The 13,399-nt window shown below is 71.7% G+C and carries 11 protein-coding genes and 1 rRNA gene; 7 read left to right on the top strand and 5 right to left on the bottom strand.

Going from position 1 to position 13,399, the window contains the following annotated elements; all coding sequences use genetic code 11:
- Positions 1 to 101: 101 nt before the first annotated feature.
- From rrf to ABZZ04_RS11355, 3 genes are all read left to right on the top strand, one after another.
- Positions 102 to 218, top strand: a 5S ribosomal RNA gene (rrf, locus tag ABZZ04_RS11345).
- 237 nt (positions 219 to 455) lie between these two features.
- A complete protein-coding gene (locus ABZZ04_RS11350; protein ID WP_356931957.1) occupies positions 456 to 863 on the top strand; it encodes a YciI family protein in 408 nt (135 codons plus the stop codon).
- Positions 864 to 871: 8 nt separating this feature from the next.
- Positions 872 to 2,017, top strand: a complete 1,146-nt coding sequence (locus ABZZ04_RS11355; protein WP_356932110.1) for a DUF6596 domain-containing protein — start codon at positions 872 to 874, stop codon at positions 2,015 to 2,017.
- A gap of 40 nt (positions 2,018 to 2,057) precedes the next feature.
- On the opposite strand, the gene ABZZ04_RS11360 is transcribed toward ABZZ04_RS11355, so the two are convergent.
- Genes ABZZ04_RS11360 through ABZZ04_RS11380 form a run of 5 tightly spaced genes read right to left on the bottom strand, consistent with a single transcriptional unit; the run spans position 2,058 to position 7,508 of the window.
- Positions 2,058 to 3,368, bottom strand: a complete 1,311-nt coding sequence (locus ABZZ04_RS11360; RefSeq protein WP_356931958.1) for a DUF58 domain-containing protein — start codon at positions 3,366 to 3,368, stop codon at positions 2,058 to 2,060.
- Between the two features lie 10 nt (positions 3,369 to 3,378).
- Positions 3,379 to 4,380, bottom strand: a complete 1,002-nt coding sequence (locus ABZZ04_RS11365) for a MoxR family ATPase (RefSeq protein ID WP_356931959.1) — start codon at positions 4,378 to 4,380, stop codon at positions 3,379 to 3,381.
- Positions 4,377 to 5,576 (bottom strand): DUF4350 domain-containing protein, encoded by a 1,200-nt coding sequence (locus ABZZ04_RS11370; protein ID WP_356931960.1) that lies wholly within the window; start codon positions 5,574 to 5,576, stop codon positions 4,377 to 4,379. Before ABZZ04_RS11370 ends, ABZZ04_RS11365 begins: the two co-directional genes overlap by 4 nt.
- Positions 5,573 to 6,262 (bottom strand): DUF4129 domain-containing protein, encoded by a 690-nt coding sequence (locus ABZZ04_RS11375; RefSeq protein ID WP_356931961.1) that lies wholly within the window; start codon positions 6,260 to 6,262, stop codon positions 5,573 to 5,575. Before ABZZ04_RS11375 ends, ABZZ04_RS11370 begins: the two co-directional genes overlap by 4 nt.
- A 4-nt stretch (positions 6,263 to 6,266) precedes the next feature.
- Positions 6,267 to 7,508, bottom strand: coding sequence for a proline-rich domain-containing protein (locus tag ABZZ04_RS11380; protein ID WP_356931962.1), 1,242 nt, complete (start codon positions 7,506 to 7,508; stop codon positions 6,267 to 6,269).
- Positions 7,509 to 7,648: 140 nt separating this feature from the next.
- Here ABZZ04_RS11380 and mtnA point away from each other — a divergent pair, with 140 nt between their 5' ends.
- The 4 genes from mtnA to ABZZ04_RS11400 all read left to right on the top strand — a co-directional run bounded on the left by mtnA (position 7,649) and on the right by ABZZ04_RS11400 (position 13,368).
- Positions 7,649 to 8,797: an S-methyl-5-thioribose-1-phosphate isomerase gene (gene mtnA, locus ABZZ04_RS11385; protein WP_356931963.1), complete on the top strand. Its 1,149-nt coding sequence runs from the start codon at positions 7,649 to 7,651 to the stop codon at positions 8,795 to 8,797.
- 4 nt (positions 8,798 to 8,801) lie between these two features.
- Positions 8,802 to 9,491, top strand: a complete 690-nt coding sequence (mtrA, locus tag ABZZ04_RS11390) for a two-component system response regulator MtrA (protein ID WP_187438793.1) — start codon at positions 8,802 to 8,804, stop codon at positions 9,489 to 9,491.
- A 1-nt stretch (position 9,492) separates the two neighbouring features.
- A complete protein-coding gene (gene mtrB / locus ABZZ04_RS11395) occupies positions 9,493 to 11,499 on the top strand; it encodes an MtrAB system histidine kinase MtrB (RefSeq protein ID WP_356931964.1) in 2,007 nt (668 codons plus the stop codon).
- A gap of 99 nt (positions 11,500 to 11,598) precedes the next feature.
- Positions 11,599 to 13,368 (top strand): LpqB family beta-propeller domain-containing protein, encoded by a 1,770-nt coding sequence (locus ABZZ04_RS11400; protein WP_356932111.1) that lies wholly within the window; start codon positions 11,599 to 11,601, stop codon positions 13,366 to 13,368.
- Positions 13,369 to 13,399: the final 31 nt, after the last annotated feature.

Below are 13,399 nucleotides of genomic sequence, written 5' to 3' on the forward strand. Positions count from 1 at the left end.
TAATAGGCCGAGGGCTTGTCCTCAGTTGCTCGCGTCCACTGTGTTTGTTCTGAAATAACGAACGGCTGTGTTGTCACCGGTTGTTCAGAATTTCATAGTGTTTCGGTGGTCATTGCGTTAGGGAAACGCCCGGTTACATTCCGAACCCGGAAGCTAAGCCTTTCAGCGCCGATGGTACTGCAGGGGGGACCCTGTGGGAGAGTAGGACGCCGCCGAACAATTTTTCCGGGAAAGCCCCGTACCGCAAGGTACGGGGCTTTCCTGCGTTCACCACCCAGATTCAGGGCCCAGTCATGTCGGCCGCGACCGATCGTCCTCGTCGCCGTGGCCCGGGAAGGTGACATCGGAGTCAAAAAATCTTGGGCAGTGATGTCGAGAACCCGTGGTCGGCTCCGTCCCCGTAGTGAACGCGACCAAGATGGGCCGCAGCCGCATCAGTACCGAGGAGAGACACGATGGCCAAGTACCTGCTGCTCAAGCACTACCGAGGCGCCCCGACCCCGGTCAACGACGTATGCATGGACCAGTGGACGCCGGAGGAGATCTCGGCCCACATGCAGTACATGCACGACTTCGCGGCCCGGCTGGAAGGGACCGGCGAGTTCATCGACGGGCAGGCGCTCGCCCCCGAAGGGGCATGGGTCCGCTACGACGGGGAGGGGCGGCCTCCGGTCACCGACGGCCCGTTCGCCGAGACGAAGGACCTCATCGCCGGCTGGATGGTGATCGACGTCGACAGCTACGAGCGTGCCGTCGAGCTGGCCGGGGAACTGTCGGCGGCTCCCGGGGCCGGCGGAAAGCCGATCCACGAGTGGCTCGAGGTGCGTCCGTTCCTGGCCGCGCCGCCCACCATCGCGGAGTGACCACACCGATGAACGAGGCCCTGCTCCGGAGCCTCACACCGAGTGTGCTCGGAATCCTCGTCCGCCGCGGAGCCGATTTCGCGGCGGCCGAGGACGCCGTACAGGACGCGCTGGTCGAAGCGGTCCGGGTCTGGCCGACCGACCCGCCACGGGATCCGAAGGGCTGGCTGATCACCGTGGCCTGGCGCCGGTTCCTCGACGCGAGCAGGGCGGACGCGGCCCGCCGCCGACGTGAGGACCTGGTCGAGGAGGAGCCCGCGCCCGGCCCCGCACCTGCGGCGGACGACACGCTTCAGCTCTACTTTCTGTGCGCCCACCCGTCGCTGACTCCGTCCTCCGCGGTCGCCCTCACCCTGCGTGCCGTCGGCGGACTGACCACCCGCCAGATCGCCCAGGCGTACCTGGTGCCCGAAGCAACCATGGCGCAGCGCATCAGCCGGGCCAAGCGCACCGTCTCCGGCGTACGGTTCGACCGGCCCGGCGACGTCGCCACCGTGCTGCGCGTCCTCTACCTGGTCTTCAATGAGGGCTACTCCGGCGACGTCGACCTCGCCGCCGAGGCCATCCGACTCACCAGGCAGCTCGCCGCTGCGATCGACCACCCCGAGGTGGCGGGGCTGCTCGCCCTCATGCTGCTCCACCACGCCAGACGTGCCGCCCGAACCGCACCCGACGGCAGCCTGGTGCCACTTGCCGAGCAGGACCGCAGCCGATGGGACACCGGATCGATCGCCGAGGGCGTCGAGATCCTGCAGGCGGCGCTCGCCCGTGACCGGCTGGGCGAGTTCCAGGCCCAGGCCGCCATCGCGGCGCTCCATGCCGACGCACCCAGGGCCGAGGAGACCGACTGGGTACAGATCGTCGAGTGGTACGACGAGCTCGTACGCCTGACCGACAATCCGATTGTCCGGCTCAACCGTGCGGTGGCCGTCGGAGAGGCGGACGGACCGCGCGCGGGGCTGGTGGCTCTCGCGGTGCTGGACGACTCGCTGCCCCGCCATGCCGCGGTGGCGGCATACCTCCACGAGCGCGACGGCGATCCGGTGACGGCGGCACGGCTGTACACCGAGGCCGCCCGGAAGGCTCCCAACCTCGCCGAACGCGACCACCTGACACGTCGGGCCGCTCGGCTCAACACTCAGCAGCGGCGCTGACGGGACGAGACCGGCCCATCTCGTCGCCGTATGGCGCGGCTCAGAGCCGCCCGGCCCCCTTGAGGGCGAGATAGGCGTCGGCGAGGGCCGGGGCGAGATTGTCGGGAGTGGCATCCACCACCACGGCGCCGTGGCGCTGCAACCGCTCCGCGGTACGCAGCCGCTCCGCCCTGTCCCGGGCACCTGCGGCAGCCTCGTAGACCGCCTCCACCGTGCCTCTGGCCTTCGCCATCCGCTCGACATGGGGATCCGCCACGGAAGCCACCAGCACCGTGTGGCGCTGGGTCAGGCGGCGCAGTACGGGAAGCAGACCCTCTTCCACGGGGGCGGCGTCCAGACCGGTCAGCAGCACGACCAGGGAACGGCGAGGCGCGCCGGCGAGGACAGCGGCGGTGAGGCCCCGGGCATCGGTTTCCACGAGGGTCGGCTCGACGGGGGCCAGGGCGTTCACCATGGCCGACAGGATCTCGCCCGCGGACCGTCCCTGGACCTGCGCGCGGACCCGGCGGTCGTAGGCGAGCAGGTCCACGCGGTCGCCCGCACGGGTGGCGAGCGCCGTGAGCAGCAGGGCCGCGTCCAAGTACGCGTCGAGACGGGGCACGTCACCGACCCGTCCCGCCGAAGTGCGGCCGGTGTCCAGGACGATGAGGATGTGGCGGTCCCGCTCGGGGCGCCACGTGCGCACCGCCACGGCGGACTGGCGCGCCGTGGCCCGCCAGTCGATGGAACGTGTGTCGTCGCCGGGCACGTACGCGCGCAGGCTGTCGAACTCCGTGCCCTCGCCACGGGTGAGCACGCTGGTGCGGCCGTCGAGCTCACGGAGCCTGGAGAGCCGGGACGGCAGGTGCTTCCTGCTCGTGAACGGAGGCAGCACCCGCACCGTCCAGGGGACCCTGTGATGGCCCTGGCGAGCGGCGAGCCCCAGCGGGCCGAACGAGCGGACGGTGACGCGCTCGGCGTGGCGATCGCCCCGCCGGGTGGGCTTCAGGAACGTGGTCAGCCGACGGCGTTCCCCCGCCGGGACCGTCAGCCTGTGCCGGGAGGCGGCCTGTTCCGTCCCCGCGGACCAGCTGCTGGGGGGCCAGGCGTCGCGGAGGTGTGCCCGCAGTTTGCGGCGGGAAGGGTTGGTCACGGTGAGTTGCACCTCGGCGGTCTCGCCGAGTCGAACGTTCGTGTCACCGGATCGGGTGAACTGGAGCGTTCGCACTGGTGCAGCCAGGACGTAGTCGCACAGAATTGCGAGAGAGAGCGGTGCGTTGACCGCGAGCAGGCCGGTCCAGCTCGGGGCCAGGATGCCTACGGGGAGTGACCCCAGGGCGGCCAGCAGGGCGGTACGTCCGGTGAGCGCCACGGTCACCGCCTCATCGGGGTACGGGGACGTGGGCGAGGACCGAGGTGATGACGGAGTCGGGGGTGACCCCCTCCATCTCCGCCTCGGGCCGCAGTTGAATGCGGTGGCGGAGCGTGGGGAGCGCCAGGGCCTTCACATCGTCCGGGATGACGTAGTCACGGCCGGTGAGCCAGGCCCAGGCACGGGCGGTCGACAGCAGTGCGGTGGCACCTCGGGGGGAGACGCCGAGGGCGAGCGAGGGGGATTCACGCGTGGCACGACAGATATCGACGACATAGCCGGCGATCTCGGGAGAGACCTTGGTCCGGGCGACCGCGTCGCGGGCGGCCGCGAGGTCGGCCGGACCTGCGACGGGGCGTATGCCCGCCGACTTGAGGTCGCGCGGATCGAAGCCGCCGGAATGCCGGATGAGGACGTCGACCTCGTCCTCCCGTGAGGGGAGCGGCACCGTCAGCTTGAGCAGGAAGCGGTCCAGCTGGGCTTCGGGAAGCGGGTAGGTGCCCTCGTACTCGACGGGGTTCTGAGTGGCGGCGACGAGGAAGGGGTCGGGCAGTTGCCGAGGGGTTCCGTCGACGGTGACCTGGCGCTCCTCCATGGCTTCCAGGAGGGAGGACTGCGTCTTGGGAGGGGTGCGGTTGATCTCGTCGGCGAGAAGGAGGTTGGTGAAGACGGGACCGGGCTGGAAGGAGAACTCCGCAGTACGGGCGTCGTAGACCAGTGAGCCGGTGACATCGCTCGGCATCAGGTCGGGGGTGAACTGGACGCGTTTGGTGTCGAGTTCGAGCGAGGCGGCGAGGGCCCGGACCAGGAGGGTCTTGGCCACGCCGGGCACGCCTTCGAGCAGGACGTGGCCCCGGCAGAGCAGGGCGACGACGAGCCCGGTGACCGCGGGGTCCTGGCCGACCACGGCCTTGGCGATCTCGGAGCGCAGCGCTTCCAGGGCTGCGCGGGCCGTGTCGCCGTTCCCGGTGGTCTCGGGGGTACCGGCGGGCACCGGGGGCGGGGCGCTCATGACGTGCGTACCTCTCTTTCGAGGGTGTCGAGTTGGTCTGCCAGGCGGACGAGAGCGGCGTCGTCGGCCGGAACGGGGCCGAAGAGCAGCGCCTGGAGGCTGTCGTCGGTTGTGCCGAGGCGGGCGGAGAGAGCGGGGACGAGCACCGAGGAGGAGTGGGCGTCGCGGGAGGGGACGCCGATGAGCGGGGCGATACGGGCACGGGACGCGGCGCGCAACGAGTCGGCGGCACGGTCACGGGCGTTCGCTCTGCGGTAGAGGCGGGCCCGCCCCTCGGTGGATTCGGAGGCGCGGATGGCCACGGGCAGCCGCTCGGCGACCAGGGGGCCCAGGCGACGGGCGCGCCAGACGGCTGCGAGTACGGCGGCCAGGGCCAGCTGGAGCGTGCCCCACAGCCAGCCCTGCGGAATCAGGTCGGTGAAGCTGCGGTCGTCACCGGCTCCGTCGCCGCCTTCTCCGGTGGCGGAAACATCGGCGAGCGAGGGGAGGTACCAGACCAGATGAGGACGGGAACCGAGGAGTTGCAGGGCCAGGGAGGCGTTGCCCCGGTTGGCGAGCCGGTCGTTGCGAAGGAGGTCGGGGGAACCGAGGAGCACGGTGTCGCCGGCGCCCCGCTCGACCAGGAGCAGGGTCGGAAGGCCATTGCTCGGGAAGCAGGAGGTGGTGGCGGCGGAACCGCCCGCGATGTAGCGGAAGCCCCCCGTTTCGGCATCGCCCGCGGCGCGGGCGGCGGGCAGGGAGCATTCGGGGGCGCGGGGGACCACGGGACCGGCGGACTCGGCGCCGACGCCGGGCACCAGCGTGCTCACGGAGGAAGGGCCCGCCGCGAGGAGGACGGTGCGGCCCGCCGAGCCCTCGGCCGCGGCGCGGAGCCTGTCCTGCTGGTCCGGGGCCAGCAGGTCGGGGGAGGTGACGAGCAGCGTGGTGTCGGGGTCCAGCCGGGCCGTGGCCTCGCGGAGCGTGGTGACCACCTGGACGGAGACCCCGCGGTCCTCGAGGAGTTCGGCGACGGCCCGGCTGCCGTACCGGTCGGCGGAGCGGGGGTCGAGCCGGCCGTGCTGGTCGCCGGAGCGCACGCTCGCCAGGGCGATTGCGGCGACGACGAGCAGAAGGAGGGCGAGCAGGAGGCCGCGGACGCGAACCCAGACCTGGCGGGGAGCGAGGGACGCCGAGGTGGCGGCGGTGACCCGGGTCATCCGGCCGCTCCCCGGGCCGCGGCCGTCAGGACGGGCTTGGCGGTTTCGAGCGCGAGATCCAGGTCCCGCACGTCCAGGTACGCCCGCTCGTCGGCGGCCCGGCCGCCGTACGTGACGTCGTCGAACTCCCTGGCGGCGGAACGGAGCCGCGCCGCGTGCGCGGGCAGCGAACGGCCCGCCTCGGCGGCGGCCTCGTCGGCGGTGCGTCCGGGGCGGGGGGTCAGCAGGGCACGTTCCTCCAGGGAACGGACGAGGGCCCGCATGCGCTCCTGGACCGCCTCGTTCCAGCGCAGGGCGGCAGCGTGCGCCTCGGCGGCCTTCCGGTGTTCGGCCGCGCTGCGGGGACCGTCGTCGAAGAGGGCGTCCGCGGGACGCACGACGGGACGCGGTGTCCCGAGCCGCCACCAGAGCGCGGCGAGCAGGCCGACGACGACCAGCACGAGCACGACGAGGCCGAGCGGGCCGCCCGGTGCGGCACCGGAGGCCTTGCCCAGGAGGTCGCCGATCCAGTCCCAGAGCTGGTCGAGGCCGCGCTGGAGGAGATTGGGATCGTTCTCGTGGTACATCGGCTTGGACAGTTCGCGCTCGGCGGCCTCCCGGGCGGGAACCCGTGGAGTGTCCACGGGTATGTCGCCGCTCGCGCGGATCAGTGACCGTACTGCTGTGATGCCCCCCGCTCCCGACACGGCATCAGTTCCCGGTGTCGTATCCGGGCAGGCCGGCCGCCCGGCCGAGCTCGAGGTCGAGTGCCTCGCGGCGAATGCGCTGGTCGATGTAGAGCAGGGCCATCACACCGGCGGAGAGCGGATAGGTGATCGTCGAGATGACCACTTCGCCGATGCCGGAGACGATGAGGAAGGGCCAGCCGAAGTCCGTGGACCCGTCCGTGAGGACGGAGTCGATCCCGCCGCCGTCCACGGCCATCGCGATGACGCCGAACGGGATGGCGACGACGACGGACACGATGAATGTCAGCAGCCAGGTGAGGGCCAGGACGCCGAAGGTCCGCCACCAGGCGCCCCCGACGAGCTTCGCGGAACGACGCATGGAGGCGGCGATCGACTGCCGCTCCAGCATCAGGGCCGGGGAGGCGAGGCTGAAGCGGACCATCAGCCAGATGGTGACAACGGACGAGGCCAGGAAACCGATGAGGGCCAGTGCCGCGCCGGCGGCGGAGCCGATCAGGAGACCCGGCAGGATGCCGACCGTCAGGATGGCCGCACTGATCAGGGCCAGCAGCAGGGTCAGCCCAAGCAGCTGAGCGAGCCGGGGCCGGGCCTCCGCCCACGCCTCGGCGAGCGTCACCGGGCGTCCCAGCACCGAGCGGCTGATCACCACGGTCAGCACGGAGGTCGTGATCAGCGTGGCGATCATGCCGATCAGCACGGAGGGCAGGCTGTTGATCAGCGTCGACTGCGCCGAGTCGGCGGCCTGCCGCAGCGCTTCCGACCCGGTGGCGTCCGGATCGATCTCCACGAGGTCCGGCAGCAGGAAGCGCTGCACGAGGATGATCGCGATCTGGGCGATCACCGAAACGGTGAGCGTGATACCGAGGACCGTGCGCCAGTGGGCGCGCATGGTGGAGACCGCGCCGTCGAGGATCTCGCCGACGCCGAGGGGGCGGAGCGGGATGACACCGGGCTTGGCCGCGGCGGGCGGCTGCCCCCAGCCGGGGCCGTACGGCCCGCCGCCCGGGCCGGGACCCGGGCCGGGACCCGGGCCTCCGGCGCCCCGGCCTGCGACGGGAGGAGGCGTGTGGGGACCTGCGCCGGGAGCGCTCGGTGGGGACCACTGCCCTGCGGGCGGCTGGGTGGAGGACCAGTTGCCTCCCTGGCCGCTGCCGTCGGAGGGCTCGGAAGGCCGGGGGACGTTCGCGCCCTGGCCCTCGGAGGGGGCGGATCCGGGCGAGGCCCAGCCCGGAGTGTCGTTCATTCTCGCTCCTTCACGGTCCTGACCGCTCATCGGGGCAGCAGGTTGGCAGCCATCGTGCCACGCGATGCTTCGCCATGGACCGGGCGCTCCATCTCCTTCGTACCTTCATCCGCAGGGGCCCCACCGGGCAGACTGGGTGAATGGCTGATCAGGACGAGCAATCGGCGGTGGGCATCGAGTCCCCCGCACCTTCCGTACTCCGTTGGGCCGAGCCTCCGGAAGGGCCTGCGCTGGTGCTCCTCGACCAGACCCGCCTGCCGGCGGAGGAGGTCGAGCTGGGCTGTGCCGATGTGCCCGAGCTGGTGCGGGCGATCCGGGCGCTGGCGGTGCGCGGTGCCCCGTTGCTGGGCATCGCGGGGGCCTACGGGGTCGCGCTCGCGGCTGCGCGGGGCGACGACGTCGCGCAAGCCGCGGAGCTGCTGGAGCGGGCGCGCCCCACCGCGGTGAACCTCGGGTACGGGGTGCGGCGGGCCGCCGGGGCGTACCGCCGGGCCGTCGAGAAGGGCGAGGACCGGGAGCGGGCAGCGGCGGCGGTGCTGGCCGAGGCCCGGGCGCTGCACCGGGAGGACGCCGAGGCCAGCGGGCGCATGGCCCGGCACGGCCTGGCCCTGCTGGACGAACTGCTGCCCGGCGGGGACGGGCACCGGCTGCTGACCCACTGCAACACGGGGGCACTCGTCTCGGGCGGCGAGGGCACCGCCTTCGCCGTGGCGCTCGGAGCGCACCGGCAGGGGCGGCTGAGGCGGCTGTGGGTGGACGAGACGCGTCCGCTGCTGCAGGGGGCCAGGCTGACCGCGTACGAGGCGGCGCGCAACGGCATGCCGTACGACCTGCTCACGGACAATGCCGCGGGTTCGCTGTTCGCCGCGGGGGAGGTGGACGCGGTGCTCATCGGGGCGGACCGCATCGCCGCGGACGGATCGGTGGCGAACAAGGTGGGGAGCTACCCGCTGGCGGTGCTCGCCAAGTACCACCACGTGCCGTTCATCGTGGTGGCGCCGACCACGACCGTCGACCTGCACACCCCGGACGGCGCTTCGATCGTCGTGGAGCAGCGGGCGGCGAACGAAGTGACGGAGTTCACATCGCCGTGGACGGGAGGGGTCGACGGGAACGTCGGCGGGGTACCCGTGGCGCCGGCGGGAACCCCTGCGTACAACCCCGCGTTCGACGTCACACCGCCGGAGCTGGTCACGGCGATCGTCACGGAGGAGGGCGTCGTTTCCCCGGTGACGGGGGCCGGACTGGCGGAGCTGTGTGCCAGATCATCGCAGGTAACGATTAGCTAATGGGATGATGTCGATTATGAAGGGACGCGTCCTTGTCGTCGACGACGACACCGCACTGGCCGAGATGCTCGGGATTGTGCTGCGTGGTGAAGGGTTCGAGCCGTCGTTCGTAGCGGACGGCGACAAGGCACTTGCCGCATTTCGTGAGGCCAAGCCGGACCTGGTCCTGCTGGATCTCATGCTGCCCGGTAGGGACGGCATCGAGGTCTGCAGACTGATCAGGGCCGAGTCGGGTGTGCCGATCGTCATGCTCACGGCCAAGAGCGACACGGTCGACGTGGTGGTGGGCCTGGAGTCCGGGGCCGACGACTACATCGTCAAGCCGTTCAAGCCCAAGGAACTGGTGGCCCGGATCAGGGCCCGCCTGCGCAGGTCCGAGGAGCCGGCGCCCGAGCAGCTCGCCATCGGCGACCTGGTCATCGACGTGGCGGGGCACTCGGTGAAGCGGGAGGGGCAGTCGATCGCCCTCACCCCGCTGGAGTTCGACCTGCTGGTCGCGCTCGCGCGCAAGCCGTGGCAGGTCTTCACCCGTGAGGTGCTGCTGGAGCAGGTGTGGGGATACCGCCACGCCGCCGACACCCGGCTGGTGAACGTGCACGTCCAGCGGCTGCGCTCCAAGGTCGAGAAGGACCCGGAGCGGCCGGAGATCGTGGTGACCGTCCGAGGGGTCGGCTACAAGGCCGGACCGAGCTGACATGACCCTGGGTAACGCTGCTCCGCAGCCCGGGGAGCCGGGAGCCCGTGCGGAGCGGGTTGCCGGCCCAGGAAACAAGGCGTCCCAGGTCGGGCGCCTGCTGCAGGGCGGCCGGTTGTTCCACGACCGGGCGCCCGGCGGCCCCGTGCCGCGCCTGCTGATGCGCTGGGTGCGCCGTCCGCTGCTGCCCGTCGTGCGGCTGTGGCGGCGCAACATCCAGCTGCGGGTCGTCGCGGGCACGCTGCTCATGTCGCTGGGCGTGGTGCTGCTCCTCGGCCTGGTCGTGATCGGGCAGGTGCGCAACGGCCTGCTCGAGGCCAAGGGCAAGGCCGCCCAGACCCAGGCCGCCGGCGGTTTCGCCGCGGCCCAGGAGAAGGCGAACGCCCCGCTCACCCCCGGTGGCCAGGGCGGCGGCACGACGGACGGCGGTACGGCCAACAACTCCTGGCGGACCGAGCTCGTCGACCAGCTCGCCAGCGGCGGGAAGAACGCCTTCCACGTGGTCGCGCTCAGCGCCGACGAGGACACCCGGGCGCCGCGCGGATCGGGGAGCGTGAACGCGGCGAGCATTCCGCAGAAGCTGCGGGACTCCGTGAACAAGGGCCAGGGTGCGTTCCAGACGTACTCCCTGATCGAGTACGAGTCCGGCGAGCAGGAACCACAACCCGGCCTCGTCGTGGGCAAACGGCTCTACGACATCGACCACAACCCGTACCAGCTCTACTACCTCTTCCCGCTGACGCAGGAGGAGAAGTCGTTGACGCTGGTCAGGACCACGCTGGCGACGGCGGGCCTGTTCGTGGTCGTGCTGCTCGGGGCCATCGCCTGGTTCGTGGTGCGGCAGGTCGTCACGCCCGTGCGGATGGCGGCGGGCATCGCCGAGCGGCTCTCCGCCGGCCGGCTCCAGGAACGGATGAAGGTCACCGGCGAGGACGACATCGCCCGGCTCGGCGAGGCCTTCAACAAGATGGCGCAGAACCTCCAGCTGAAGATCCAGCAGCTGGAGGAGCTCTCCCGGATGCAGCGGCGCTTCGTCTCCGATGTCTCCCACGAGCTGCGAACACCGCTGACGACCGTACGGATGGCCGCCGATGTCATCCACGAGGCCCGCAGCGACTTCGACCCCGTGACGGCGCGCTCCGCGGAACTGCTCGGGGACCAGCTCGACCGGTTCGAATCGCTGCTCTCCGACCTTTTGGAGATCAGCCGGTTCGACGCGGGCGCCGCGGCGCTGGAGGCCGAGCCGATAGACCTGCGCCAGGTGGTGCAGCGGGTGATCGGCGGGGCCGAGCCGCTGGCCGAGCGCAAGGGCACCCGGATCCGGGTGGTCGGCGACGAGCAGCCGGTGATAGCGGAGGCCGACGCGCGACGGGTCGAGCGGGTGCTGCGCAACCTCGTGGTCAACGCCGTCGAGCACGGCGAGGGACGGGACGTCGTGGTGCGGATGGGGGCCGCCGGGGGAGCGGTCGCCGTGGCCGTCCGGGACTACGGGGTCGGGCTCAAGCCCGGCGAGGCGACCCGGGTGTTCAACCGGTTCTGGCGGGCCGACCCGGCCCGGGCCCGTACGACCGGAGGCACCGGTCTCGGCCTCTCCATCGCGGTGGAGGACGCCCGGCTGCACGGCGGCTGGTTGCAGGCGTGGGGCGAGCCCGGTGGCGGTTCGCAGTTCCGGCTGACGCTGCCGCGCACGGCGGACGAACCGCTGCGGGGCTCGCCGATACCGCTGGAGCCCGAGGACTCCCGGCGCAACCGGGAGAACCCCGGGCGGAACGGGGCTGCGGCGGAGGACGGGCACCGGCTGACGGCCGTGCCGGCCCAGCCCGGAAGCGGCGACCGGCCCGCCCTGCCCGTGCCGCCGCGGACCCCCGCGGCGCCGCGGACGGCCTCTGCCTCGGTGCATCCGGCGGCCCTTCCCGGCAGCGGCGCACGCGTGGTCGCGCGTCCCGCCGAGGACCGGCCGGGCGGCGAATTGGACACGGTGGTGCAGGATCCGGAGCAAGGGGCATGAATCGTGGGCGCTGACCGTCGCAGGGACGGCCGTGGGCGTGTGCCGGCACTGCTCGTGCTGCTCGGATGCTGCGCGGTGCTGCTGTCCGCGTGCAGCTCGATGCCCGTCACCGGGGACGTCAAGGCCGTCGACGCCTCGCAGCCGGGCGACTCCCAGGTGCAGGTGTACGCCGTCGCGCCGCGTGACAACGCCACCACCGACGAAGTGGTCGACGGTTTCCTGGAGTCGATGACCAGTGACGACTCGGAGTTCAGGACGACCCGCAAGTACCTGACGAAGAGGGCGGCCAAGAACTGGGACCCGGGCGCGTTCACCACCGTGCTCACCAAGGCGCCGAACCGGAAGGACCGCCCCGTCCGCGACGGCGACCACAACATCACCGAGGTCACCTACACGCTGACCGGCACGAGGGTGGCGACCGTCGACGCCCAGAGCGTCTACCAGCCGCTCGCCCCCGCCGACTACAGCCAGGCCCTGCACGTGGTGAAGGAGGACGGGCCGGAGGGCGAGGAGTGGCGGATCGACCGAGTGCCGGACGGGCTCCTGCTCGGGCAGTCGGACTTCAAGCGCCTCTTCCGGTCCGTCAACAAGTACTACTTCGCGGCGGAACGGAAGACGGTGCCGTCGACCCTGGTGGCCGACCCCGTCTACATCCGCAGCCGGACGGATCCCGTCACGGGGATGGACACCGTGACCCAGTCCGTCCGCAGCCTTCTCGCGGGGCCGACCAACTGGCTGCGGCCCGTGGTCGAATCCCGGTTTCCCCCGGGCACGGAGCTGAAGAAGGGCGTCACCTCCCTGACACCCGACGACCGCAACGTACTGAAGGTGCCGCTGAACAAGAAGGCGGACGGGGTCGGGCAGAGGTCCTGCCGCATGATGGCCTCGCAGGTCCTCTACACCCTGCGGGACCTGACGTCGGCTCGGGTCGAACAGGTCGAGCTGCAGCGCTCGGACGGCTCCACGCTGTGCGCGCTCGGGACGGACCAGGCGGAGGAGTTCGCCCCCGACGGTTCGTCGAGCGGCCCGGACAGCCAGTACTTCGTGAACGACAAGGGGCACGTGGAACGGATCCCCGGCAGCACCAAGGGCAGCGGCACCCCGGAGGCCGTGGCCGGTCCGCTCGGCAACGGCCCGATGCCGATGGGCGTGATCGGTGTGGCCAGGGACGAGCAGTCGGCGGCGGCGGTCTCGCGCGACGGATCGGCGCTCTACGTCACGTCGATCATCTCGGACGAAGAACTCCCCGCCCCCTCGGTGACCAGCAGGGCCCACAGCCTGAAGAACCGGCTGTCGGCGCCGAGCTGGGACGGCAGCGGCGACCTCTGGGTGGCCGACCGGGACCCCGACAACCCCCGGCTGCTGATGCTGGACGGGGGCACGGGCAAACCGCGGGAAGTCGCCGTGCCCGACCTGGACGGCGGCCGGATCGAGGCGTTGCGGATGTCCGCGGACGGGGTGCGGATCGCTCTGCTCGTGACCCAGGACGGCCGCAACACCCTGAAGATCGGCCGGATCGAGCGGCGCGGGCCGGAGTCCGCGCAACAGGTGTCGGTGGTGCAGCTGCGCCAGGCCGCGCCCCAGCTGACGGACGTGACCGCGATGTCGTGGTCGGGCCGCAGCCGGCTCGTGGTGGTCGGCAAGGAGGAGGGCGGGGTGCAGCAGGTGCGCTACGTCCAGGCGGACGGTTCGACGTCCGCGTCGGGCGCCCTGCCCGGCGTGAACCAGGTCTCTTCGGTCGCGGCGGCGGACGACGAGCAGCTTCCGCTGATGGCGGCCACGTCGAGCGACGGGATCGTGAAGCTGTCGCCCGGCGACAACTGGCAGACGGTGGTCAAGAAGGGGGCCTCACTGGTCTACCCGGGCTGAGTTCCGCAAGCCCCGCCCGCGTTTTCCACAG

Source organism: Streptomyces sp. NPDC006435 (assembly GCF_040612315.1).
In the GTDB taxonomy this organism is placed as follows: Bacteria; Actinomycetota; Actinomycetes; order Streptomycetales; family Streptomycetaceae; genus Streptomyces.